General features: G+C 66.4%; 27 protein-coding genes and 1 tRNA gene. 13 read left to right on the top strand and 15 right to left on the bottom strand.

The annotated features are described in order from the left end of the window. The first annotated feature begins 1 nt into the window (after nt 1). Nucleotides 2-1204 carry an acetyl-CoA C-acyltransferase gene (locus G391_RS0106490; protein WP_029086798.1) on the top strand — a complete coding sequence of 401 codons (1203 nt, stop codon included), beginning with the start codon at nt 2-4 and terminating at the stop codon, nt 1202-1204. Nucleotides 1205-1334: 130 nt separating this feature from the next. On the opposite strand, the gene ald is transcribed toward G391_RS0106490, so the two are convergent. Continuing rightward, a complete protein-coding gene (gene ald, locus G391_RS0106485; protein WP_029086797.1) occupies nt 1335-2447 on the bottom strand; it encodes an alanine dehydrogenase in 1113 nt (370 codons plus the stop codon). 113 nt (nt 2448-2560) lie between these two features. Here ald and G391_RS0106480 point away from each other — a divergent pair, with 113 nt between their 5' ends. Then, a complete protein-coding gene (locus G391_RS0106480; RefSeq protein WP_029086796.1) occupies nt 2561-3037 on the top strand; it encodes an Lrp/AsnC family transcriptional regulator in 477 nt (158 codons plus the stop codon). Here G391_RS0106480 and G391_RS0106475 read toward each other — a convergent pair. Continuing rightward, on the bottom strand, nt 3034-3495 hold the full coding sequence (locus G391_RS0106475) for an SRPBCC domain-containing protein (protein ID WP_029086795.1): 462 nt from the start codon (nt 3493-3495) through the stop codon (nt 3034-3036). The genes G391_RS0106480 and G391_RS0106475 overlap by 4 nt on opposite strands. Before the next feature lie 50 nt (nt 3496-3545). On the opposite strand from G391_RS0106475, the gene G391_RS0106470 reads away from it, so the two are divergent. The 3 genes from G391_RS0106470 (at nt 3546) to G391_RS0106460 (ending at nt 6686) form a co-directional block, all read left to right on the top strand. After that, the gene (locus G391_RS0106470) at nt 3546-3869 is read left to right on the top strand and encodes an ArsR/SmtB family transcription factor (protein ID WP_029086794.1); all 324 of its coding nucleotides are present in this window, start codon (nt 3546-3548) and stop codon (nt 3867-3869) included. Nucleotides 3870-4140: 271 nt separating this feature from the next. Continuing rightward, complete coding sequence (locus G391_RS15145; RefSeq protein ID WP_051257188.1) at nt 4141-5931, top strand: hypothetical protein; 1791 nt, start codon at nt 4141-4143, stop codon at nt 5929-5931. A 140-nt stretch (nt 5932-6071) separates the two neighbouring features. Beyond that, nucleotides 6072-6686 (top strand): hypothetical protein, encoded by a 615-nt coding sequence (locus G391_RS0106460; RefSeq protein ID WP_029086793.1) that lies wholly within the window; start codon nt 6072-6074, stop codon nt 6684-6686. Nucleotides 6687-6751: 65 nt separating this feature from the next. Here G391_RS0106460 and G391_RS0106455 read toward each other — a convergent pair whose 3' ends face one another. Genes G391_RS0106455 through tsaD form a run of 3 tightly spaced genes read right to left on the bottom strand, consistent with a single transcriptional unit; the run spans nt 6752 to nt 9209 of the window. Beyond that, nucleotides 6752-7132: a Rieske (2Fe-2S) protein gene (locus G391_RS0106455; protein WP_029086792.1), complete on the bottom strand. Its 381-nt coding sequence runs from the start codon at nt 7130-7132 to the stop codon at nt 6752-6754. Continuing rightward, entirely contained in the window at nt 7129-8127 is a 999-nt protein-coding gene (locus G391_RS0106450) for an NAD(P)H-dependent glycerol-3-phosphate dehydrogenase (RefSeq protein WP_029086791.1), read from the bottom strand. The genes G391_RS0106455 and G391_RS0106450 overlap by 4 nt, the downstream gene beginning before the upstream one ends. Continuing rightward, nucleotides 8124-9209, bottom strand: coding sequence for a tRNA (adenosine(37)-N6)-threonylcarbamoyltransferase complex transferase subunit TsaD (gene tsaD, locus G391_RS0106445; protein ID WP_029086790.1), 1086 nt, complete (start codon nt 9207-9209; stop codon nt 8124-8126). Before tsaD ends, G391_RS0106450 begins: the two co-directional genes overlap by 4 nt. Before the next feature lie 39 nt (nt 9210-9248). Between tsaD and hemC the strand changes: the two genes are divergently transcribed. The 5 genes from hemC to G391_RS0106420 all read left to right on the top strand — a co-directional run bounded on the left by hemC (nt 9249) and on the right by G391_RS0106420 (nt 13401). Further along, nucleotides 9249-10184, top strand: coding sequence for a hydroxymethylbilane synthase (gene hemC, locus G391_RS0106440; RefSeq protein ID WP_029086789.1), 936 nt, complete (start codon nt 9249-9251; stop codon nt 10182-10184). Beyond that, nucleotides 10181-10861 (top strand): uroporphyrinogen-III synthase, encoded by a 681-nt coding sequence (locus tag G391_RS0106435; RefSeq protein ID WP_029086788.1) that lies wholly within the window; start codon nt 10181-10183, stop codon nt 10859-10861. The genes hemC and G391_RS0106435 overlap by 4 nt, the downstream gene beginning before the upstream one ends. Beyond that, nucleotides 10861-11790: a COG4223 family protein gene (locus G391_RS14080; RefSeq protein ID WP_084169161.1), complete on the top strand. Its 930-nt coding sequence runs from the start codon at nt 10861-10863 to the stop codon at nt 11788-11790. Before G391_RS0106435 ends, G391_RS14080 begins: the two co-directional genes overlap by 1 nt. After that, entirely contained in the window at nt 11787-13250 is a 1464-nt protein-coding gene (locus G391_RS14075; RefSeq protein WP_051257187.1) for a heme biosynthesis HemY N-terminal domain-containing protein, read from the top strand. Before G391_RS14080 ends, G391_RS14075 begins: the two co-directional genes overlap by 4 nt. A 75-nt stretch (nt 13251-13325) precedes the next feature. Continuing rightward, nucleotides 13326-13401, top strand: a tRNA-Thr gene (locus tag G391_RS0106420). A gap of 621 nt (nt 13402-14022) precedes the next feature. Here the strand turns inward: G391_RS0106420 and G391_RS0106410 are convergent. Beyond that, nucleotides 14023-14865: a hypothetical protein gene (locus G391_RS0106410; protein ID WP_156893872.1), complete on the bottom strand. Its 843-nt coding sequence runs from the start codon at nt 14863-14865 to the stop codon at nt 14023-14025. A 346-nt stretch (nt 14866-15211) separates the two neighbouring features. On the opposite strand from G391_RS0106410, the gene G391_RS0106405 reads away from it, so the two are divergent. Then, the gene (locus tag G391_RS0106405; protein WP_029086785.1) at nt 15212-15463 is read left to right on the top strand and encodes a hypothetical protein; all 252 of its coding nucleotides are present in this window, start codon (nt 15212-15214) and stop codon (nt 15461-15463) included. 258 nt (nt 15464-15721) lie between these two features. Here G391_RS0106405 and G391_RS0106400 read toward each other — a convergent pair whose 3' ends face one another. The 7 genes from G391_RS0106400 to G391_RS0106370 all read right to left on the bottom strand — a co-directional run bounded on the left by G391_RS0106400 (nt 15722) and on the right by G391_RS0106370 (nt 21567). Beyond that, nucleotides 15722-16036, bottom strand: a complete 315-nt coding sequence (locus G391_RS0106400; protein WP_156893871.1) for a hypothetical protein — start codon at nt 16034-16036, stop codon at nt 15722-15724. A 512-nt stretch (nt 16037-16548) separates the two neighbouring features. Continuing rightward, a complete protein-coding gene (locus G391_RS15415) occupies nt 16549-17088 on the bottom strand; it encodes a copper resistance CopC family protein (RefSeq protein ID WP_169719095.1) in 540 nt (179 codons plus the stop codon). Nucleotides 17089-17102: 14 nt separating this feature from the next. Continuing rightward, nucleotides 17103-18485: a copper resistance protein B gene (locus tag G391_RS15140; protein ID WP_029086783.1), complete on the bottom strand. Its 1383-nt coding sequence runs from the start codon at nt 18483-18485 to the stop codon at nt 17103-17105. Then, nucleotides 18482-20239 carry a copper resistance system multicopper oxidase gene (locus tag G391_RS0106385; protein ID WP_029086782.1) on the bottom strand — a complete coding sequence of 586 codons (1758 nt, stop codon included), beginning with the start codon at nt 20237-20239 and terminating at the stop codon, nt 18482-18484. The genes G391_RS15140 and G391_RS0106385 overlap by 4 nt, the downstream gene beginning before the upstream one ends. A gap of 49 nt (nt 20240-20288) precedes the next feature. Continuing rightward, a complete protein-coding gene (locus G391_RS0106380; protein ID WP_029086781.1) occupies nt 20289-20846 on the bottom strand; it encodes an RNA polymerase sigma factor in 558 nt (185 codons plus the stop codon). Nucleotides 20847-20848: 2 nt separating this feature from the next. After that, a complete protein-coding gene (locus tag G391_RS0106375; RefSeq protein WP_029086780.1) occupies nt 20849-21289 on the bottom strand; it encodes a Spy/CpxP family protein refolding chaperone in 441 nt (146 codons plus the stop codon). Beyond that, a complete protein-coding gene (locus tag G391_RS0106370; protein WP_029086779.1) occupies nt 21286-21567 on the bottom strand; it encodes a hypothetical protein in 282 nt (93 codons plus the stop codon). The genes G391_RS0106375 and G391_RS0106370 overlap by 4 nt, the downstream gene beginning before the upstream one ends. 117 nt (nt 21568-21684) lie before the next feature. Here G391_RS0106370 and G391_RS0106365 point away from each other — a divergent pair, with 117 nt between their 5' ends. Further along, nucleotides 21685-22173, top strand: coding sequence for a nuclear transport factor 2 family protein (locus tag G391_RS0106365; protein WP_029086778.1), 489 nt, complete (start codon nt 21685-21687; stop codon nt 22171-22173). On the opposite strand, the gene copD is transcribed toward G391_RS0106365, so the two are convergent. Next, on the bottom strand, nt 22170-23075 hold the full coding sequence (copD, locus tag G391_RS0106360; RefSeq protein ID WP_245572053.1) for a copper homeostasis membrane protein CopD: 906 nt from the start codon (nt 23073-23075) through the stop codon (nt 22170-22172). The two genes, G391_RS0106365 and copD, sit on opposite strands and share 4 nt — an antisense overlap. 6 nt (nt 23076-23081) lie before the next feature. Further along, nucleotides 23082-23444, bottom strand: a complete 363-nt coding sequence (gene copC, locus G391_RS0106355; RefSeq protein WP_029086776.1) for a copper homeostasis periplasmic binding protein CopC — start codon at nt 23442-23444, stop codon at nt 23082-23084. Between the two features lie 129 nt (nt 23445-23573). Between copC and G391_RS0106350 the strand changes: the two genes are divergently transcribed. Beyond that, a complete protein-coding gene (locus G391_RS0106350) occupies nt 23574-24041 on the top strand; it encodes a hypothetical protein (RefSeq protein WP_029086775.1) in 468 nt (155 codons plus the stop codon). The last annotated feature ends 21 nt before the right edge of the window (nt 24042-24062 follow it).

Raw genomic sequence — 24062 nt, 5'->3', positions numbered from 1 at the left:
CATGCGTGAAGCCGTCATCGTCTCGACCGCCCGCACCCCGATCGGCAAGGCCTATCGCGGCGCCTTCAACGACACCCAGGCGCAACAGCTGGGTGCCCACGCCGTCAGGCATGCGGTGGAACGGTCCGGCGTCGACCCCGCCGAGATTGAGGATGTCATCATGGGGGCCGCCCTGCAGCAGGGCTCGACAAGCACCAATGTGGCGCGTCAGATCGCCGTGGCCGCGGGCTTCCCCACCGTCGTCTCGGGCATGAGCGTGGATCGCCAGTGCGCCTCGGGCCTCATGGCCATCGCTACCGCCGCCAAACAGGTCATCGTCGACGGTATGCCTGTCACCGTCGGCGGCGGGCTGGAGAGCATCTCCCTGGTTCAGAACGGCAAGATGAACCTCTTCCGCTCCCAGGACCCGGACCTGCTCAGGCTCCAGCCGCACATGTACATGACCATGCTGGAAACCGCCGAGGTCGTGGCTGCCCGCTACGGCATCTCGCGTGACGCCCAGGACGAATACGCCCTGCAATCACAGCAGCGCACCGCCGCAGCCCAGGCCGAAGGCCGTTTTGACGCCGAAATCGTCCCCATGACCACCACCATGCAGGTGCTGGACAAAACCACCGGCGAGACGAGCGCCAAGGAAGTCACCCTTTCAAAGGACGAAGGCAATCGCGCCGACACCACGCTCGAAGGCCTGCAATCCCTCAAGACCGTCTTCCCCGGCGGTCAGGAGATCAAGGAAGGCAAGTTCATCACCGCCGGCAATGCGTCGCAGCTGTCTGACGGTGCCTCCGCCTCGGTGATCCTGGAAGCGAAGGAGGCCGAGAAGCGCGGCCTGACGCCGCTGGGGGCCTATCGTGGGATGGCCGTGGCCGGCTGTGACCCCGACGAAATGGGCATCGGCCCGGTCTTCGCCGTGCCCAAGCTGCTCAAGGCCCACGGCCTGACCATGGACGACATCGGCATCTGGGAGCTGAATGAAGCCTTTGCCGTCCAGGTCCTCTATTGCCGCGACCGGCTGGGCATTCCCAACGACCGCCTGAATGTCTCGGGTGGCGCCATCTCCATCGGCCATCCCTACGGCATGTCCGGCGCGCGCATGACCGGCCACGTCCTTATCGAGGGCAAGCGCCGCGGGGCCAAATACGGCGTCGTCACCATGTGCGTCGGCGGCGGCATGGGGGCCGCAGGTCTTTTCGAAATCTATTGAGAAAAGGCCGCCCGCGGTCCCCATCACCTAAGGATCGCCGAGCGGCAAAGCCGCTCGGCGGGGCGCGGCGGGCCTGTTCGAGATCTACTGATCCCTTCCCTCTCCCGGCGGGAGAGGGACGACGCCGCCCCTACTTCCACGCCCCGTACGGATCGACCCATTCCATCTCCAGCGCCTCGGCGACGGCCGGATTGGTCAGCTTGCCGCCCAGCACGTTCAGGCCACGCGCCAGGTGCGGATTAGTCTTGAGCGCATCCAGCCCATGGTCCGCCAGCGCCAGGCCGAACGGCAAGGTGGCGTTGTTCAGCGCCTCAGAGCTGGTGCGCGGCGCCGCGCCCGGCATATTGGCCACGCAATAGTGGACCACGCCGTCGACCACATAGGTCGGGTCTTCGTGGGTGGTCGGATGACTGGTTTCGAAACAGCCGCCCTGGTCGATGGCCACGTCGACCAGCACCGAGCCGTTCTTCATCTTCTTCAGGTCATCGCGGCTGACCAGCTTGGGCGCCGAAGCGCCGGGCACCAGCACCGCGCCGATGACGACATCGGCCTTGGTGATCTCTTCTTCGATGGCGTTGATCGAGGAATAGCGGGTGATGACGCGTCCGCCGGTCACTTCGTCGATATAGGCCATGCGCGGGATGGACCGTTCCATGACCACCACCTCGGCCCCCAGGCCCAGGGCCATGCGCGCCGCGTTCAGACCGACGACGCCGCCGCCCAGCACCACCACTCGCGCCGGGGCCACGCCCGGCACGCCACAGAACAGCAGGCCCATGCCGCCGTTGTGCTTCAACAGGGTCTCGGCCGCCGAGAACACCGCGATCCGGCCGGCCACTTCCGACATCGGCGCCAGCAGCGGCAGGCCGCCCTTGGCGTCCGTCACCGTCTCATAGGCCACGGCGGCACAGCCCGAGTTCAACAGACCGTGGGTCTGGTCCGGGTCCGGCGCCAGGTGCAGATAGGTGAACAGGATCTGGTCGGGGCGCAGCATCTCCCACTCGACCTTCTGCGGCTCCTTGACCTTCACGATCATGTCCGAGCCGTCGAACACCGCCTTGGCGTCCGGCAGGATGGTCGCGCCGGCGGCCGTATAGTCCTTGTCGGTGAAACCCGCGCCCAGGCCTGCGCCCTTTTCGATGGCGACCGTATGGCCGTGGGCGACGTATTCGCGCACCGCCGTCGGCGTCAGGCCGATCCGGTGTTCGTTCTTCTTGATTTCCTTGGGCACGCCGACGCGCATGATCTCTCTCCCGTTCGAGGCGGGCGGAAAATAGCGGCGAGTGCGCCGCAGGTTCCTGTTCTTTTGCGCTTCTGATCGTCGTAAACTCGCAGAAACTGCGAGACATCAGCCCCATGAAGACGATTTCTGCGACAACCCTGGATGAGACCGATCGCAAGATCCTGCGCGCCCTGCAACGCGACGGCCGCATGACCAACGCCGACCTGGCCAAGGCCGTCAACCTGTCCGAGAGCGCCTGCCTGCGCCGCCTGCGCGCCCTCGAGGCCGAAGAGGTCATCAGCCGCTACACCGCCATCATCAACGAGCGCGCCATCGGCCTGCCGATCTCGGTCTTCGTCACCGTGACCCTGTCCTCCCAGGCCGAGGTGGCCCTGACCGCCTTCGAGACCGCCATCGCCACTGTTCCGGAGGTGGTCGAATGCTATCTGATGACCGGCGCGTCCGACTATCTGCTGCGCATGGTCTGCCGCGACGTCGACGACCTCGAACGCATCCACGCCAAGGAGCTGACCCGCATCCCCGGCGTCACCCGCGTCTCCTCCAGCGTCGCCATGCGCACCGTCGTCAAACGCGGGGCGCTGCCGGTCTAGACGTACATCCCTTCGCGCAGGTTGATGCCGCGCTCAACCCAGGCCTTCATGGCGCACAGCATCTGGCTCCAGCCCTGACAGTTGCCAAAGGCGGACGTCAGACCCGTCTCGGTTTGCGGCCAACCCGCTTCCTCGATCGTCACCAGCGTGCGCCCGCCCTCCAACGCGGTGAAGGTGAAGGTTGTGGTGGTGTCGTAAGGCTGGCCATCCGGGGGTGATGTGTCATTCGCCGCCCAGCGGATGACGATTCGACGATTGGCCTCGACCTCGACGACCTGGACCGGAAAGGCGCCGGGGAAGTCGGCAAAGTCCCACTGCACCGTCTTGCCCGTCTCCAGCCGACCAACCGCACCGCCGGTGGTGAAATATTGCGAGAGGACGGCGGGATCAGCCACGGCCTCAAACACCTCTTCAACCGGTCGACCAATTCGCGCCGAAACCTTGAACTGTAGTTCCATGACCTCTCTCCGTGGCTTGCGTGGTCGCATTAATGTTATAGATTTATAACATGTCAAGCCAAGCGAATCAGGATCAGGTCTTCCGGGCTCTGGCGTCAGGTACACGTCGGCAGTTGCTTGATGCCTTGAAGGCCGGTCCGATGACCACAGGCGCCCTGTGCGAGACCCTCGCCCCGCTGGACCGCTGCACCGTGATGCAGCACCTCAAGGTGCTGGAAACGGCCGATCTGGTCATGGTCGAGCGCCGTGGGCGCGAACGCTGGAACCACCTCAACCCTCTGCCGATCAAGGCCGTGCACGACCGCTGGATTGGCGACTATGCCCGACGGGCTGTTGGCTTTCTGGCCGAGGTGAAGGACGAGCTGGAGACCTAGTCTACCGCCCTCGCCATGCGGACTTTCGTCAATCGTGGGGCCCTGCCGGTCTGACGACTGTCTCCTCCCTGCCGCGAAGCGGTGGGGAGGGGGACCGCGTAGCGGTGGAGGGGCCGGTCGCTGCAAGCGACCTGTGGGCCGTAGAGGGGAAGCGGTGCAGAAACGCCTGCCTCGCTTTCCGACAATCGCCGGCACCAATTCACCCCAGGCGCAACCCAGACCGCTGGATTCCGCCGCGCACAGCCATATATTGAGGTTCGGGGAGGCCTCCATGAAGACCATCTGGCGCGCATTGGGAGTCATCGGGCTGGTCCTGATCGCCCTCGCGGTCGCGATCGGCTTCATGGTTCAGGGCGACGGCCCCAATCCGATCACCGACCCCGAGGCCTGGGTGACCTGGGTGCGCGGCGATCCCATCACCGCCCTTCTCATGGTCGTCGGCGCCGCCATGGCCGGCATCGCCGCGGTCGGCGCCCTGCTCCAGATGTTCGGCCCGCGTCTCATGTCCGCCATCGAGGCTCGCCGCGCCCACGACCGCATTCGCAGGACGGTCACGGACGAGGGCGAGCTGACTCGTGAGGCGATGGAGCGCCTCAAGCGCGAGATTCTCGATGAAATTCGCGGAGCGTCCGGCGGCGCCCCCACCGACGCCACCTCCGACAACGCCGTCGTCGAAGCCGCCGGCGACATCGTCGAGCATGGTGACGCGGCTGAAATCGCCGCCGCCCGATTACTGGCCGATGGGCGCTTCGATGAAGGTTACGCGCGCCTGCGCGACGACGCCCTGGCCGATGAGCGCAGGGCCGCCGACAAATGGCGCCGCCTCGGCGCCCTGGCCTTCCCCGTCAATGTCGAGGTGGCGCTCGACGCTTACGCCCGCGCCGCCGCCCTCGACCCCGCCGACGTCTGGACCCACATCTACCTCAGCCGCCTGCACCGCGCCTCCGGCGACCTTCCGGCCGCTCGCGCGTCCGCCGACACCGCCCTCGCCGCCGCGACCGATCCGCGCGACAAGGCCGCCGCGCTTGACGACCTCGGCGATATCGCCCGAGCCGAGGGCGACCTCAACGCCGCCAGACACGCCTATCAGGCCAGCCTCGAGATCGCCCAGGACCTCGCAAAACGAGACCCCAAAAACACCGAATGGCTCAGAGACCTCTCGGTCAGCCATGACAAGCTCGGCGATATCGCCACCGCCGAGGGCGACCTCCCCGCCGCCAGACACGCCTATCAGGACGGCCTCGAGATCGCCCAGGACCTCGTTGACCGAGACCCCAAAAACACCGAATGGCTCAGAGACCTCTCGGTCAGCCATAACAAGCTCGGCGACATCGCCACCGCCGAGGGCGACCTCCCCGCCGCCAAAAACGCCTATCAGGCCAGCCTCGAGATCGCCCAGGACCTCGTTGACCGAGACCCCAAAAACACCGAATGGCTCAGAGACCTCTCGGTCAGCCATAACAAGCTCGGCGACATCGCCACCGCCGAGGGCGACCTCCCCGCCGCCAGACACGCCTATCAGGCCGGCCTCGATATCGCCCAGGACCTCGCGAACCGAGACCCCAAAAAAACCGAATGGCTCAGAGACCTCTCGGTCAGCCATGACCGGCTCGGCGATATCGCCCGAGCCGAGGGCGACCTCCCCGCCGCCAAAGACGCCTATCAGCACAGCCTCTATATCCGGCAGGACCTCGCGAACCGAGACCCCAAGAACACCGAATGGCTCAGAGACGTCTCGGTCAGCCATAACAAGCTCGGCGACATCGCCACCGCCGAGGGCGACCTCCCCGCCGCCAAAAACGCCTATCAGGCCAGCCTCGATATCCGGCAGGAGCTCGCGAACCGAGACCCCAAAAACACCCAATGGCTCAGAGACCTTGCCATCTCCGCAGCCAAGCTGGCCCAACTCGCCGAGGCCGAGGGCGACCGCGCCGCCGCCCGCGCCGGTTTCCTGGAGGCCGAGCGGCGGTTCCGCGAGATCCTCGACATCAGCCCCGGCCACGCCGAAACCCGCCGTATGGCCGAGGCCGCCGCTGCCGACGCCGCCCGCCTGGCCGACTGACGCCAGCCGCCGGGCTGCACAGTTTATCCCCGCCCCCAAAACCGTCTCGTCCTGAGCAAAATCAATTCTTTAGCTCCAACTCCACCCCCAAAATCGCCCCCTGAATCCCCGCCCGTCGCCGCGCCCTTAGGCTGGGCGGCATGAAAAATTCAGACCCCCGCGCCCCCGCCCCGCCCGATCCTGACGCCGATCTCGAGGCCCCTGTCGCCCCGCATCTGGATCGTCCGCCGCCGTCGGCGCCCTTCTATGACTGGAGCGATGCGCGCGCCGACTATCTCGCCGGCGAGACCGCCGGCGTGGTCGCGGGTCGCCTCGGGGTGTCCTATCGCACCGTCCAGCGCCGGGCCGAGCGCGACGGCTGGCGCCGGCGGAATCAGAAACGCTTGGCCCGCCTGGCGGGCGACGGCGCCCTCCTCGAGTACCAAGACCTCGATCCTGACAGCCCCATGGCCCTGTTCGTCGCCGCCCATGAGTATGAGGTCGGCGAACTGCTGATGGATCCCGAGCCGCAACGTTACATCCGCTACGCCTTCCGCCGCTCCGCCGAAGCCGCGGCCCGCGCCCGTCCCGCCGAAGCCCTGTCCTGGGCACGGCTGGTGGCGGTGCTCGATCGGGTTGGCCCCGGCGTCGACAAGACCCGCCGGGCCTACAACAGCGCCGACTACGCCCGCGCCCTCTATGCCCAAAAGCTGCGCGACGTCATGGAACCCAAGGACGAGGACGAGGCTGACGACGCGGGCGCCCCCGCCGCCTGATCTGTCGCTTTGTCGCTTTGTCGCTCTGTTTTCAGAGCGACAGCTTGCCTCCTGGATCCGTGAGTCTAGGCGGTCCGCACCACCGGCCCGTCCACCACCACCGGCCACGGCGTCAGCCGTCCACCGGCCGGAGGACCGCCGATGCACTCGCCGGTCAGGGGTTTGAAGATCCCGCCGTGCCAGGCGCACAGGATCAGCGCGCCATCGTCTGTCAGATACCGGTCCAGCTCGACCGCCAGCGGATAGCCCGCGTGCGGACAGCGATCGACATAGCCGCGCACCTCGCCGTCCTTGTGGATCAGAAAGCCGTGGAAATAGGCCTCGCCGATCTGCACCACGACCGCGCGCGCACCCGGATCGGGAATATCGGTCAGCACCGCCACGGCCACGCCCGGCGGGGTCTTCCAGACGCGCGGACGGTCCGACGGCGGCGGCCCGTCGCTCATCGCTCGGCCTTGAGCGGCCGGTTCAGCAGGCCGTCGATGGCCTGATCCACGTCGATCTCGCCCGCCAGGATCGCCGCCACCGCCTCGCAGATCGGGGCCTCGACGCCGAGTTGTTCGACCAGCTGGCGCACCGCCGGCGCGGAATCGACGCCCTCGGCCACCGACCGCTTGCCCTCCAGCGCCTGATAGAGCGTCAGCCCCTGCCCCAGTGCCAGGCCCACCGACATGTTGCGCGACTGCGGGCTGGAGCAGGTCAGCACCAGATCGCCCAGGCCGCACAGGCCGGCCACCGTCTCCGCCCGACCGCCCAGGGCCACGCCGATGCGGGTCATTTCGGCAAACCCCCGCGTGATCAGCCCGGCGTGGGCCGACTTGCCCAGACCCCGCCCCTCGGAAATGCCGCAGGCGATGGCCAGCACATTCTTGATCGCCCCGCCGACCTCGGCCCCGATCAGATCGTCGGCCAGATAGGGCCGGAAGGTCGGGGCCGCGACTGCCCGCACCAGCTGTTCGCCCAGCGCCGTATCCGGGCAGGCCAGGGTCACCGCCGTCGGCAGACCGCGCACGACGTCCGCGGCAAAGCTCGGCCCCGACAGCACCGCTGGCCGCGCCTGCGGCACCGCCTCGGCCAGCACCTCCGTCATCAGCTTGAGCGTGCCGCGCTCGACGCCCTTGGAACACAGGACGATCGGCGTGCCCCCGCGAACCATCGGCGCAAACGCGGTCAGGACACTCCGCATATGCTGGGCCGGCGGCACCGCCAGGATAAAGTCCGCCCCGGCCAGATCGTCCAGCTCGGCCACGGCCCGGACCTTTGGGTCCAGCTTTACACCGGGCAGAAAGGCCTCGTTCTCATGGCGGGCATTGATGCTTTCGACCACCTCGGGCTCACGCGCCTGGATCGTCACCGCCAGCCCGCCGCGTGCGCAGGACTGGGCCAGGGCCGTGCCCCAGGCCCCGCCGCCGATGACCCCGACCGAGGTGAAGTCCGTCATGCCTTGGCTCCCTTTCGGCCGGTTGCATACAGGGGATCAGACAGGGCCGTCGCCTCGTCAAGCGGCCAGCGCGGTCGCGCCCTGGCATCCAGCCCCGATGTCAGGCCCCGCGCCAATCGCTCGGCCCCGGCCAGTGCGATCATGGCGGCATTGTCTGTACAGTATTGAATCGGCGGCGCGACGAAATCGAAGCCTTGCCGCGCGCAGGCCTCCATCAGCGAGCGCCGTACCGTCTGGTTGGCCGCGACCCCGCCCGCAACCACGAACAGTCGATGCGAATGCCGTTCGGCGTAGTCGGCCATGGCCCGCTCAGACCGCTCGGTCAGCTGCCGGGCGATCGCCGCCTGAACGCTGGCGGCGACATCGGCCTTGTCCTGATCGGTAACGACCGCCTCAGCGGCGCGAGCCGCCACGGTCTTCAGGCCTGAAAACGAGAAATCGAAGCCCTTGCGACCCAGCAGGGCACGCGGCATCGGCACCTTTGCCGCATCGCCCGACGCCGCCAGACGCTCCAGCGCCGGCCCACCCGGATAGCCCAGGCCAAGGGCCTTGGCCGTCTTGTCGAAGGCTTCGCCTGCCGCGTCGTCGATGGTCGAGCCCAGCCGAGTCATGTCGCCGACCCCGCGCACCTCCAGCAGTTGGCAATGCCCACCCGACACCAGCAACAGCAGAAACGGATAGTCGGCCTGTGCGCCCAGCCGTGCCGACAGAGCGTGCCCTTCGAGGTGATTGACCGCCACCAGCGGCAGGGCGCGCGCCAGCGCCACCGCCTTGCCGAAGCTCAGCCCCACCATGACCCCGCCGACCAGCCCCGGTCCCGCCGTCGCCGCCACGCCGCTCAGGCCCTCAAAGCCGGTCCCGGCCTGATCCAGAGCCGCGCGGGCAATCGCATCTATCGTTCGCACATGGCCGCGTGCGGCGATCTCGGGCACCACGCCACCGAAGGGTTTGTGTTCATCCTGGCTGGCCACGACCGACGACAGCACCTCGACGGAACCGTCCGCGCGCCGGCGCACGACCGCCGCCGCCGTCTCGTCGCAACTGGTCTCAAGACCCAGAACCGTATAGTCGCCAGTGGTCATTTCCGGCGAACTAGCCGCACCCCTCCATCGGACGCAAGCGTGAGCCCAACCCCGCCTCTTCGTATCGGCACCCGCCAGTCACTTCTGGCCCGGACCCAGTCGGGTCACATCCAGGCTGAGATCGCCCGCCGCCTGGGGGATGCCGACGCTCCCGACCTCGTCGCACCTCTGGTCTTCATCATCACGACGGGCGACCGCATTCAGGACCGCCGCCTCATGGACATCGGCGGCAAGGCGCTGTTCACCAAAGAGATCGAGCGCGCCCTGTTCGACGGCGAAATCGACATGGCAGTTCATTCCATGAAGGACGTTCCCGCCGAGCCGCCTGAAGGCCTGGCCATAGTCGCCCTCCCCGCGCGCGAGGATCCGCGCGACGCCTTTCTCTCGGAAAGATACGACAGCCTTGAAACCCTGCCCGAGGGGGCCCGGCTCGGCACCGCCTCTCTGCGCCGTCAGGCTCAGGCCCTGGCCCTGCGGCCCGACCTTCAGATCGAACCCTTGCGCGGCAATGTCGACACCCGATTGCGCCGGCTGGCCGAAGGCGATTTCGACGCCATCCTGCTGGCCGCAGCAGGCCTGAACCGCCTGGGACTGGGTGAACGGGTGCGCGGCTTCCTCGACCCCTGGACCGCGCCACCGGCTCCGGGCCAGGGGGCACTGGCGCTGCAATGTCGGACCGACAGCCCCTGGGCCGACTTCATTTCCGGGCTGGGGGATCGACCGACCGAAATCTGCGTGGCCGCCGAACGGGGCGCTCTGATCGCGCTGGAGGCCAACTGCCGCACCGCCATGGGCGCGCACGCCCGCCTCTCCGGCGACATCCTCGAACTGGCCGTTGAGGCCCTGTCCAGCGACGGCACACAGCGTTGGCGGCGGGAAGGAAGCTGTCCGGCCAATGCGCTGGATGCGCGCCTGCTGGGGCTTGAGCTTGGTCACGCCGTGCGCGACGAGGCGGGTGACGCCCTCATCGCATGACGATCTGGATCACCCGCACCCGCCCTGGCGCTGACCGTACCGCAGAGCGGCTCGCCGCTGAGGGCTTCGACACCTTGATTGACCCCCTGCTGGAGGTTCGGCCCGTCGCTGGTGCCCTCGACCTGAGCGGGTTCGCCGGCCTGGCCTTCACCGGTCCCAATGCGGTCGAGATTTTCGCCGGGCTGTCGCCAGAGCGGGATATGCCCGCCTTTGCCGTCGGCGATGCAACCGCTGAAGCCCTCACCCAGATCGGCTTTCGTCAGGTCCATAATGCGCGCGGCGATGTCGCGGCCCTGGCACGGCTGATGATCGAAGAGGCCAAAGGTCGCATTCTCTATCCAGCCCCGGCCGAACCCGCTGCCGACCTGCCCGGCCTGGTGGCCCCTTTCGGCATCAATCTGGACGCCCGGTGCATCTATGAGACGGTTCCGGTGCCCCCGTTGCGCGCCCTGGCGACCCCCGATCTGGAGGCGGTGATGATCCACTCGCCCCGAGCCGCCCATTTGCTCGCCGAGGCGGCCGCTGATCGGTTGTCGGACCTCGTTGGGCTGGCCCTCTCGGATGCCTGTGCCGCGCCCCTGCGGACCCGTTCGATGAAATCGCTGGTCGTCGCCCCGTTCCCTGACGACGCTTCCTTGGTTAGGCTGGCGGTCGACACCCTGTCGAAGGCGCGCTGATGACCGACAACCCTGCCGAAGACCGGCCCCGGATCGAGCCAGAACCGCCGCATCGCGAGCTCGAGCGGCCCAATATCCCGCCGCGTATCCTGGCTCTGATCGCCGTGGGCGTGATTCTCGTCATCGTGGCCGTCGGGGCCGGGGCCTTCCGCGAGCGTCTGGCCCGGGCCATCGGACCGGCCGCCCCCGTCTCCGAGAGCCAGGAGCGGGTGCAGATGCGCCAGCGCATCGACCAGCTTGAAAGCGAACTGGAGCTCGCCCGCCGCCAGGCCGCCACCCGGCCCGAACCCGTCGCCGTGCCGACCGAAAACGGTGAAACGGTCGTAGTTGATCCGCTCCAACTCGAAGATCGTATCACCGCGCTTGAAGCCTCCCAGGCCCGCATGTCGCGCGCCGCCGCCGCCGCCGTCGCCGCCGCCTCCCTAGCCGACGCCGCCGAGGGGTCTTCGCCGTTTGCCGGCGAGTTGGCCTCACTGGAACGCCTGGCTCCGACCTCTCGCGGCATTCGGGCCCTTCGGGATCTGGCCGAACAGGGGGCCCCAACCCGGGCCTCGCTTGTCGGTGAGTATCCCGCCGCCGCCGCGCGCGCCGCGCGGGTCGCCAACGGCCAGGACGCCGAGGGCGGTTTCTTCGCCGCGCTGGGCCGCGCTTTGCGTTCGGTTTTCAGCCTGCGCCGGATCGGAGATCTTGAGGGCGAGAGCCCCGATGCCATCCTGGCCCGTGCTGAGAGGCGTGTCCGCGAGGGCGATCTCGAAGGAGCCCTGGCTCAGCTCCAGTCCCTGCCTGAGCCCGCGCGCGTGGCCATGTCCGAATGGACCGCGCGCGCCGAACGCCGGGTCGAGATTGAACGCCGCATCGACGCCCTGAGAGCCCAGGCGCTGGGCGATCTGTCGGGGGCCGCCACCGCCGAAACCGGAGCGCCGCTTTGATCCGCGTCGGCCTGGCCCTGCTGGCCGGCATGGCCCTGGCTCTGCTGGCCGTCGCCGCTTCGGGCGAGCCCGGTGCCCTCACCGCTGAGTGGCTGGGTTGGCGGCTCGACACCTCGGCCGCAGCCGGTGCCGTGCTTGTCGGCGTTTTTGCCCTGCTGGCCGTCGGCTTCTGGCGTCTGGTCATCTGGATCGGCGAGGCCCCCCAGCGAGCGGCCCGGCTTCGCGCCGATGCCCGCCGCAGAGATTCCTATACCGCCTTGGCTCGAGGCTATCTGGCCCTGGCTTCCGGCGAGGCCGAAGAAGCCCGACGTATGGCCCGCCGCGCGACCGGTGCCGCTGAGGACGCGCCGATCCTGACCGGCTTGCTCGCTGCCCAGGCGGCCGAAGTGTCCGACGAAGAACCGTCGGCCCGCGCCGCCTATGAAGCCTTGCTGTCCTACCCCGACGCGCAAGGGGCCGCCCGCCAAGGACTGGCCCGTCTGTCGTGGCGAGCCGGTGATCGCGCCGCCGCCCTGGAGCAGGCCCGTGCGGGTGAGGTGGCGGGACGTGGCGGCGCATGGGCCTGGCGGATGCAGTTCGATGACCGTCTTGAGGCCGGTGACTGGGAGGGGGCCCTGGCCCTGCTCGGGGGTCCCGGTGCCAAACGCGCCCTGGCGGGCGACAAGGCCGCCCGTGCTCGCGCCGCGCTTCTGACCGTCCGGGCCATGGAGGCGGGGGCCGAAGCCCCGGCCAGAGACGCCGTCAAGGCAGCCGGCCTGTCGCCGGAGTTTGCGCCGGCGGCGGTGCTGGCCGCCCGACTGGAGGCCGCATCCGGGCGACCGGGGCGCGGCGAGGTTCTGTTGCTCAAGGCCTGGAAGGCGCGACCGCATCCCGCCCTGGCGGTGGCCTACCGCGATCTGCGCCCCGACGAGACGCCCGCTGAACGCGCCAAACGCTATGGGCGGCTGATTTCGCGACGCCCCACCCACCCGGAAAGCCGGATCGTGGCGGTGGAACAGGCCCTGCTGAACGGGGACGCCGTCGCCATTGACGCCGCCGTTGAGGATCTGGACGGCATCATCGACACGCCGCGCCTGCTCGATCTGAAGGCCCGGGCCGCCTGGGCCAATGGTCGCGTCGCCGATGCCCGCACTCTGGCGGCGCGCGCCGCCGATGCGCCGCGCGATTCACAACGCGAGCCCGAAACCTTTGACTATGATCAGGGCGGCTGGGTTCGTTTGATCACCGCCTGGACCGACGAGGCCGAACTGGCCTCGATTCGCGAGGCCGCCCAGTCTGTCGACTTCACGCCGCCCCCGCCGACCGCGCCCCCTGATCCCACACCCGAAACGGTCGACGAACCGGTCTGGAGGGCCCCTGACGATCCCGGCGACTGGGATGACGGCGACGAGCCGCCCGCAGCGGAACCAACACCTCTCGCCCCGCCCCGCCCGGCGCGACGTCCGCGGGCCAAGCGTTGAGCCCCTTGGCAGCGGCCTCTTCCTTGGGTATCTAGCCCGCCTGCCGGAACGGCCCCGCCGTTTTCGCCCTCATGGGCCGCCTTAGCTCAGCCGGTAGAGCGGCGCATTCGTAATGCGTAGGTCAGGTGTTCGAGTCACCTAGGCGGCACCATTCTTTCCGTGCTTATGTTTGAGTGAGCGGAGCGGGACTTAACCGACAATCGTCACGGCACTACGTATCGCTTGCATGCCGAACTTACCGTGCTTAGCTATTGCTCCCGATGGACGAACCACATGCATCCAATCACGCTATCTTCGCACGGTCGAGCTGGTGTCTCTCAGACTGTACTCCGGCGTCTCGATGTATTGGGCTCTTGGGACATGACGGCTGTTCGTCGGGCCGCCGCGAAAACCGCACGATGGGATGAAGCCCACGCCTTCGCGGTAGAGCGGGAATACAAGAAGTACCTCGCGCTACTCCTGCTCCAGCCCAATGAAACGTTTGGGATGGATGGGGATGTCGACGTATTTTGGCACGAGCATATCCTCTTCACGCGCGACTACAGCGAGATGTGCATGCAAGTGCATGGGACGTACGTGCATCACGATCGTGGAGGTGACGAGCCGAGCGAGCAGATAACTCAAGCGTACCGGCAGCGTACCTTGCCAGCGCTAAGGTCAGTGTTTTCTGATCCGCTTAGCGATATTTGGCCTAGTGCTGGCTCTGGAGCCAGTGCTGCTTCTTGCAGCGGGGGGAAATGCTGCCGCGGGCACGTCGAGGCAGGCGTTTCGCTCAGCTAACCTCGCCGGACCCGTCGTCTAGGTTAAAATCGACCACGAGTCCGGAATGAGACGGCTTGAGTAGCCAGTCCATCGCCTGCTGCTTGAGCGACTTATCGTCCACGTATCGATGACGGATCGCTGCCACTTTCCTAGCGACGACGACAGGCGGGAGACGAATGCCATCATCGGTCCGGGGGGGCAACCGCAGCATCTGAGTCCCAAGGAGTAGCCGATGATCTTCTGGTGTATCTAGGATGAAGAGTGCTGCATCTTCAAGCTTGTCTCCCACGCCTATCAAGTAAAGGCATCGGCTGTGGACCGCATGTCCCATAAAACAAGAAGTCTTGTTTTTCAGCCGGCCCCTGAAAGTGAACGCCAGGCTTTTGTCGCCGTCTTTGGAAATCGTGAGGTCGTAGAAGTCATCGTCTTCAAGCACGGGGCATTGGCTATCGAGAGCTTTTGCGCTTAGTCGCATCATCACGTAGCTGTCAACAAAGCGCTCCTGGACTCCATATTTCTGGCGTGCCTTTTCGACAAAGCGGCCGACGTAATTTCCGTGGGGTCCGTCGAAGCGGAACTCGAACTCCTTGGGCGGTCGATCATACTCCCTCTGAAAGCCTAGCTCACAGATGAAGGAGTTCAGATTTTCGCCGACAGCAGGATTCTGATAATCCTGCGTATTGCCCTTTATGTAGTTGTAAATATTCGCATAATGTCGCTGATACTCACTAGATCCTTCCCCGTACTTAGCCCTGAGATGGGCGCGAAGCCTAGCTGTCACGGCACTAAGGGTCGGAGCGCCCAGTTCGGCGCAGACTTCCAAGAAATGAGATGCGCCGAGCGAAAGCGTCATAAGCCCCCCTACCTGTAGCAGTACACAAAGCGGCACGGGGAGCAACGTTTTGCAACGGCTCCATTGAATTGCAGAGAGCGGTTACCGTCAGGTTCGATTAGAGCGATCCGCTATGTCCGCGCACGGAGCTTCGACGAAAGCGCAAAAGGTTAGCGATCTACCCGCATCCTAACGGTGCTGGTTAGAAAGACATTGGATCGACCAAAACATTTCGCCGGTATACGCACTCAATCGCGCGAAAGAAGTTGTGGCGATGGCACCACCAAGCAACTACTTAAGTTGCTGATTAATTGAGCTATTCTGATACGCCGGGCCTGCCCCACACGACGGGGAAAGGAGACCAGCTATGTCAGTCATACGCCGGATTTTTGATTTGGTGCTTTTGGGCGCTCTGATCAAGACGCTCAATCTTCAGAATGGCCTCTGGGAGGCGGCAAGGACGTTTTTCGCGCTCGACGATGTCGTCCAAGCCGGTGTTCTCGGGATGACCGTCATCGTTGTCGTGACGGCCTGGGAGACTCTCAAGGCCATCGTGACCACCGGTGCTCGGGCCTTTGTAGGCCTGCGTACCTGGTTGATGACGATCAATCGGAGCTAGTCCGCTTTGTCGGGGCTCTGACGAGGCTAATGGCGGGCAAAGGAGCACGTCATTAGCCTCCTTCTTTTCGTCCTGTTTGAAGATCCCTTTGGTGGGTCCGAATGCCTGAAGCTGCTAGGCAAGCTCGGACAATACTCCGTAATCAAGGCGGTTCGGGTCGGAACGGCCAAGTGGGTAAGCCTAAAAGGGGCGGGAGCACAGCTGCCTGCGAGTTTATGGATTATCCCGGCGTTGGCCGGGGCAGCTGCTCGGTCGGGGTCAGAACCGGGTGTTATTGAGGTCGACGTTGTCGAGGTCCTCAAAGAACCGGATGCCCTTGTATATGTAGCGTCGAACGCTAGCGAAATCGTCGATGTCCCGAGCATCCTGAGCATCGGCTCGACGGGTTTCAGGATCTTGGTTGACCCAGGTCCTGATGATGAGGTCCGGAACCGGCGTCGGACACTTCAAGGCCTTGGCAGTCAAAGCGTCCTCTGGAACACCGACGAGCATGTGGGTGTGGAGGCCCTCGGCATAGGTCTTTTCTTGCACAGCTAGGGTGGCGAGCCGAAGCCCTCGGCGCTTGAAGGCCATGCCCAAAAGCTGGGTGTTGACCTTCTGCATCATCCGCCCGACCTCAGGGGACATTATCATGCTGTCCATGTCCCGCTTACTCGTGAGCGTGATGAAGTAGCGATCTGGGCAGCCAGAAATGACCCGCTCCAATTCTGGAAAGCGGAGGTGTCGATCATCTCTCTGATAGCGGGAGCGCCAACCCGGAATGCGGGCGGCAGGATGGGGACGGGACGGCATGAATGGGAATGGAAAATTGGGCGACGGACACACGGGATGTGGTCGACCGTGAACAACCCAAAAATGGAATTTGAATGTGAGGATTGGTCGAGGCCGAAGAGGCCAGTGACATTTGGAATTCTACTCGATCAGGGCCGAAATTGCCAGCCACATCCGCTCACTAGGGCAGTGGAATTTTCCGACCCAATCGGCTATTTTCATATTTAAAATCAACATCTTAAATCGACAAAATGCATTCGTAATGCGTAGGTCAGGTGTTCGAGTCACCTAGGCGGCACCATTCTTCCAGGCGCTCAATGCACCATGAAGCTGATGGCGCCGGTCATGGTGTGGCCGTCAGCGCCCTGGGCGGACCAGGTCACAGCATAGGTCGCGGGTGCCAGGGTCGGCAGGGCGACAGACTGGGTAGCAGACGCCTCATTGCCCTCGACGTCGACGCGCAGCTCTTCCAGGCCCGGCGCGCGCAGCACCACGGACGTCAAACGCATCGCGTGCGGGAAGGTGATCGAGAACTCGGCAGGCGGCCCCATCAGCATGGCCCCATCAGCCGGAACCGTGACCATACCGCCGCCATGACCGGCGTGCTGGCTGTGGTCCATCCCGGCATGGTTCGAGTGGTCCCCGTGACCGGCGTGGCCGTCCTGGCCGCCATGATCCATCATCGGCTGGCCGCCATGCTGGCTGTGGTCCATGCCCGCGTGCCCGGCGTGCTGGTTGTGGTCCATGGCCGGCTGGGCCGTCGGGGTCATACCGGCGTGGGCACCGTGCGGATCCTGGGCCAGGGCGGGGGTGGCCAGGGCCAGGGCTCCGGCGACGATCAGATAGCGAAACATGCTCAGGTCTCTCTCTAGTACCAGGCCCTTAGGCCGATCAGGAAACGGGTCTCTTCGACGGGATGGCCGCTGGCGCGGGCCAGATCGGCGGTGCCGCCCAGGGCGGAACGCCATTCCACCCCGACATACGGCGCGAACTCGCGGCGAATTTCGTAGCGAAGGCGCAAGCCTGCCTCGACACCGGTGAAGCCGCTCGCCAGCCCACGCGCCGCATCCTCGCTGGCCGACAGGTCGACTTCGGCACGCGGCTGCAGGATCAGACGTTGCGTCAGGCGCACGTCCCATTCGGCCTCGACCCGCGCGGTCAGGTCGCCCTCTGTCGAGAGGAAGGCGGCTGCGTCTACTTCCCAGAAGCCGGGTGCCAGACCCTGAATACCGACGGCCAGATGGGTCGTATCGTCGCCATCGTCGACGAAGTCCTGGCGAACCCCAACCTGCAGGTCCCAGTAGGGCCGGATGGCCCGGCTATAGAGCGCCTGGACCTCGACTGACTCGAGGCCGGCGTCGGAATCTCCCTCGCCTTCAGACTTCCAGTAGAAGCGGTTGACGTCGCCGCCGATCCAGCCTGAGGCATCCCACAGCCAGGCGGTGTCGTCGTCGCCAATGCCCGCCTCGAGTCGATCAAGGAAGATGCTGGTCGTGATCATCTCTCCGACTTCGCGGCGCACCTGCTCGCGCAACGGTGCCATGACCTCGGTACCGAAGATGGTGTCGGCCGCATGGGCCGGGCCGGTGAAGGCCTCCGGCGGCGGCGGCGTTTGAGCCGGGCGACCGGGATTATCGGCACCGGTGGGCGTATCCGGCGGCCCCATCGCGTGGCCGGCATGCGGATCATTGGCCGGACTCATGGTGTGGCCCGCATGCGGATCGGTCGCCACAGGAGGTGCCGTCCGATGTCCTGCGTGAGGGTCAGCCATCTGGCCCATGTCGTGACCGGCATGCGGATCGGCAGCCGGCTGCATCATCGCGCAGCAGGTACAGGAACAGGATTCCGCACCCGTGTCTTGACCTGCGGCCACGCTGGCCTCAACCGGCGGCGTCATCTGGTGACCCGCGTGCGGATCGGCATCCGACTGCATCCTGTCGCAGCAGGCGCAGGAACAGGCGTCCTGAGCCATGTCGTGACCCGCGCGCGCATCGACGGCCGACTGCATCATCTGGCAGCAAGGACAGGCGCAGGGCTGCTCGCCCATGGCCATGTCGTGGCCGGCATGCCCATCGGCCTCGGCCGGCGGCGTCATCTGGTGACCGGCATGCGCATCGGCGGCCGGCTGAGACGTCATCTGGTGACCCGCGTGGGGATCCGGCTGGGCACCGTGCCCGGCGTGGCTGTCCTGGGCGGCGACCGGCGTGGCCAGGAGCATCAGCGCGGCGAGCAGCATCAAGAACCGGGTCATGCTGCGCCTCCGTCTAGCGGTCGCACAGTGACGACATTGAACATCCCTGCGTGCATGTGCATCAACAGGTGACAGTGGAAGGCCCAGTCCCCCGGCTCGGACGCCGTCAGGTCGAAGCTGACCTGCGAGCCCGGAGCGACGTTGACGGTGTGTTTCCAGGGCTGGCGGTCCGCCGGAGCGCCCGTGACCAGCTCAAAGAAATGCCCATGCAGGTGGATCGGGTGGGCCATCATGGTGTCGTTCACCAGCGTCACCCGGACTCGCTCATTTCGGGCGAAGCGGATCGGCTCGACCAGCTCGGAGAACCGGCGTCCGTCAAAGCCCCACATGAACCGTTCCATATTGCCGGTCAGATGGATTTCGAGACTCCGGGTCGGCGGACGCGCATCGGGATTGGCCTCCAGCGCCACCAGATCGGTATAGACCAGCACCCGGTGCGGAACGTCCTCCAGACCTAACGGTCGTTCGCCCAGCCGGTTCGCCGGCATCGGCGCGATCATGTCCACGCCGACGCCGACCGCCATGTTCGGCGGTGCATTCTCGGGATCCCGCATGGCCATGTCGCCATGGTTCATGCCGCCGGACGATCCGCCCATGTCGTGGCCCATGGCGGAATGATCCATACCCCCCATACCCCCCATGCCCATGTCCGCCATGGTCAGGGTCGGCACCTCGCGCAGGGGTGGAACCGCCGCCTGCATTCCGGCGCGCGGGGCCAGCATGCCGACCGCCATGCCCGACCGATCCATCGCCTCGGCCACGATGGCGTAGGCCGCGTCCGCCCGGGGCTGGACGATGACGTCATAGGTCTCGGCAACCGAAATCTGGAACTCGTCAGTCTCTACGGGCTGCACATTGATGCCGTCGACGCCGACTACCGTCATCGGCAGGCCGGGGATGCGGAAGTTGAAGATCGACATGGCCGCCGCGTTGATGATGCGCAGGCGCACGCGCTCGCCGGGCCGGAAAAGTCCGGTCCAGCTTTCCGTCGGGCCGTGACCGTTGATCAGATAGGTGTAGACGGATCCGTTCACGTCCAGGATGTCGCGGGGGTCCATACGCATCCCGGCCCACATCTGACGCTCTTCGAGGCTCACGCCGTCTTCACCGGAGAGCAGACCCGCGACCGTCGTGCGGTTGTAGTTGAAGTAGCCGGGGCTCTTCTTCAGTCGTTCGAGCAGTTCATGCGGATGGATGAAACTCCAGTCCGCAAGCATCAGAACATGCTCGCGGTCATAGGCCACCGGATCAGCGTCGGCCGGATCGATGATGATCGGCCCGTAGTGGCCCATCGCCTCCTGCAGACCGGAGTGGCTATGGTACCAATAGGTGCCCGACTGGCGGACGGGGAACTCATAGACAAACGTCTGACCTGGACCAATCCCGGGGAAGCTGACGCCCGGCACCCCGTCCATCTGGAACGGCACCAACAACCCGTGCCAGTGAACCGAGGTTTCCTCGTCAAGCGTATTGCTCACCGACAGTCGCGCGTGCTGGCCCTCACGCAGTCGGATCAGCGGTGCCGGCAGGACTCCGTTGACCGTTACCGCATGGCCAGTGTGTCCGCCGAGGGTGAACGGCGAGTGGCCAACGCTCAACCGAATGTCGTTTCCTGTCAGGGGCGTCGAGCCCGCCGTCAAACCGGCTGTTCCGGATTGGGCCCATGCCGGCATCAACCCTTGCGCGGCCAGCAGACCGCCGCCCATCAGGGCGGTTCTCAGAAAGGCGCGGCGGTCCGTTCGTACGTCAGTCATGTCTACCCCTGTCGTTCGCTGGGCTTTACGCGGCTCAGTGCCACTGCCCTCATTCCACCGGCACGTCCAGCGCAGCCCGCAGCTGCGCCCGTGCGCGAGCAATACGCAGCTCGACCGCCTTCGACGTGAGGCCCATAATTCGACCGATCTCAGTCTGCGAGCGCCCCTCGAGGGTCGCCAGCAGCAGCGGAGCCCTCAGCCCATGCGGCAGGGCGTCCAACGCCCGCGACAGCTCCGCGATGCGGCGGCGATCCTCGGCCTGAGCCTCGACGCCGGGTGAGGGGTCGGCGACACGAACGGCCTCGGGCGCATCCAGCCCAACCACACCGCGCACCAGCCGCCGCACTCGGCGTCGACGGCTCCAGTCACGGCACTTGTTCAGGGTGATGGTCCTCAACCAGGCCTCGAACGGACGTGTCGGATCATATCGCCGGATTCCCAGCCAGGCGGCGGCATAGGCCTCCTGGACGAGATCCAGTGCTTCGTCCTCGTCGCCGACATAACGGCGCACAAAGCGGTACAGATCGGCCTTGGTGGCCGTCATCAAGGCGGTGAAAGCGTCCGGGTCGCCCCGCGCCGCCCGCTGCTCCGGGGTGTCGGAGCCCACCCCTAGTCGCCGCGGGCCCTGAGGGTCTCGACAATGGCCTCATCGAAAGTCTCGGCCTGCTCGGGGTCGAGCACGGCGCGCATCTCGAATACATGGCCCAGCGTCGCCTTCTGCAGGTCACCCATGGCCACATGGAAATGATCGACGGCGGCCTGAACCTCGGGCGTATCGCCCTCATTGGCACCGATCGCCTCGATCAGTTCCCGATTGGCCTGTCGAAGTTCCCCTTCAAGGCCGACCCGTTCGGCGGCAAAACCCGCCTCAAGAGCGTCGATCCGCTGCATCTGTTGCGGCGTCAGGTCCAGTCGCTGATGGACGACGTCATGCAGGCTCGGCTCCGCGCGCTCGTGCCTCAACCATGTCGCCGTACCCCAGCAAGCCAGTCCGCCCGCGATGGCGGCCACCACGGCCGTTACCACCAGCGCCCTCAGGGACGGCGTCATCCGACATCTCCGGTCAGGCCGAACGGCGAAAGTCCGGCTTCGACCGTCAGAACGTGCAATTCCGCATCCGCGTGCGGCTCGTCGCGCACCATCACGCCGCCGCCGACCGCGCCGACCATCAGGGCAATGACCAGGGCACCCGCCTGCAGCCGACCGGCGGTCGCGCGGGCGTGGTGACGGTTGACCCTTTGCCAAACGGCGGCCTCCAGCGCCCCAAGGCCATCGGGAGACAGCCCCGTCGATCCCTCTCGGATCAGGTCATCGATGTCTGTCGTCATGGCAGGGTCCTTTCGCGAAAGGGAAATACGCACGCGCGCTCACTCTCCCTCGCGAGGGGCGCTCGGTCCAGCCGCGTAAAATCTCCTGACGCCGCGTGTCGCGGCCGGGAGACATGAATGATTCGATCCGCCCTTCTCAGCCTCGCCCTGATCGCCGCCCCCGCCGGTGCCGCCCTGGCACAGGACCATCACGGCCACCACGCCGACGCCCCCACCGAATTGTCCGCCGATGCCGCCTCGGCCGCTAGCGTCGTCGATGCCTTCCACGCCGCGCTCGCGTCCGGGAATACGGACGGTGCCCTGGCCCTGCTGTCGTCGGACGTGCTGATCTTCGAAACCGGCGGAGCCGAGCGGTCGCGTGACGAGTATGCAGGCCACCATCTGGGGTCGGACGCCGCCTTCTCGGCAGCCGTGCCATCGACCGTCACCCGCCGCGCCGGTCACGTCATGGGCGACGTCGCCTGGATCTCGAGCGAAGGCCGCGTCACCGGCGAGTACAATGGTCGGGCCATCGATCGCCTGACGGTCGAGACGATGGTGCTGGTCCGTCATGGCGAAACCTGGATGATCCACCACATCCACTGGTCGTCGCGCGCCGCCGGCTAGATCAGGGCGACCGGCGGCGCGAGGGTTCCGAGCGCCGCCACCAGCGCCAGAACGAGCAGGCCCAGCGTCGTCTCCAGGATCAGGCTCTGGCGGAGGCGATCAACCGCCACCAGCATCGCCGCGTCGTCTTCGGCCCGACCTAGCGCGGGCGTCAGCTGGAACCGGTTAGCCGCCGCCAGCCCGAGCATCCCGGCAAAGACGACGAGCTTGATCGCCAGAAGCACGCCGTAGGCCGTGCCCAGCGCCGTCGGCAGCGCAGCCGGCCCGATCAGCACCCAGGCATTGATCAATCCCGTCACCGTCAAGGCCGCCACCGCCAGCGTCCCAATACCCGCGAATTCGGCTAGCGCCCGGTAGAGCGTTTGCCGATCTGTTCCAGCGCCCCGCCCGACCAGCGTGAGAAAGCCAATCAGAGCACCGATCCAGGCACCGGCCGCCACAACGTGAACGACGTCGCTCAGGCGATGCGGAAGGCCCAAAGCGCCCTCTGTCGCCGCGGCGTGCCCGCTCCAGGCGAAGGTCGCGCACACCCCGAGGCCGAGGCCGGCTAGGCCCCACCAGAGCAAGCGTCCACGAACGCCGGCGAGAATCAGGCTGAAGGCCGCCAGTCCGAGCGCCGCTCGCGCCAGGTGAGCCTGACCCAGTCCCATCTGGAATGTGACCATCGACAACGCCGTCGGGTCCAGGGCTGCCGCCAGCCCCCCCGCCATCACCGCCGTCTGGGCGACAAGGCCGCCCAGCGAAGCCAGCACGATCAGGCAGCTCGCGGTCAGCACCAGCGTACCGCGTCGACCGACCCGCGCGGCGGAGGCCGGCGAATAGAGCTGGAACAGCGAAAGCCCGAACAAGCCCGCCGCGCCGGCGAACTGCAGCCAGCGCAGGATGATGACAGCCCCCTCCATCACCCGCTATCCAACCGTGAAGGTATAGGAACCCGTCATGCGGTGACCGTCCGAGGTGGCGATCCGCCAGGTCACGGTATGCAGGCCCGCTGCCAGGCGACGACCGGGAACGCCGGTCAGGGTCAGGCCGTCTTCCGAAACCGTCACCCGCACCGGAACGGCGCGTCCCTGGCTGTCGGCGATCTCAAGGGTCGAGAAGGCCGGCACAGCTCGCTCGCTGAAGGTCAATCGCAGAGAAGCGGGGCTGGCCACCTGGGCATCGCGCGCCGGCGTCGAGCTGACAAGGCGCGCATGGGCGCTGGCGGGTGCGGCGACGCCGATGACCGACAAGGCCAGGACGGAGGAGAGGGCGAGGCGGCGGTTTATCATGTCGTTCTCCTGCTGGAACCCTAAGTCATACGGTCCCCGCCCCGGCTTCCCTCATGCTGACCGGGCGCGGGTCTGTCCGGTATCCGGCGTTGATTGCGTTCTCCCAGTGACACCGGCAGGAGACCCAAAATGCGAACCACGATCACAGCCTTGGCCACAACCGCCCTGGTCCTGACCGCCGGCTGCGGCGACCGGCAGGAGCGGACCATCCGCGACCCAGCGACGGGCGATGCGGTCACGATCCAGTCGGGGGAGCGGCTGCGTGCGCCCTCAAACCTGCCGGCCCATGCGCCGATCTATCCAGGAGCCGCAATCGAGAATGTGATGGAGGGAACGTCCTCCGGCGAGGGCGGTGCCAGTTCCGGCGGCATGGTCGTCATGCGGTCGGATGCTGATGTTGAAACCGTCGCCCGCTTCTACCGTGAGCGGTTCGACGCCTCCGGCCTGACCGAACGCAGCGAGACCCGCATCAGCGGAGCCCTGAGTCTCAGCGCAGCGTCCGGCGACAACGCCGGAGATAGTGTCCAGGTCACCGTCGCTCCGGCGGACGACCAGCCCGGCTCAACAATTTCCATGGTTTACAGCCGCGCGGGTTGACGCCCGCCACGCCAGAAGACA

It is taken from the genome of Brevundimonas aveniformis DSM 17977 (genome assembly GCF_000428765.1).
GTDB lineage: Bacteria > Pseudomonadota > Alphaproteobacteria > Caulobacterales > Caulobacteraceae > Brevundimonas > Brevundimonas aveniformis.
The sequence above is the reverse complement of the archived record's forward strand: the minus strand, read 5'-3'. Positions and strand labels throughout refer to the sequence as shown.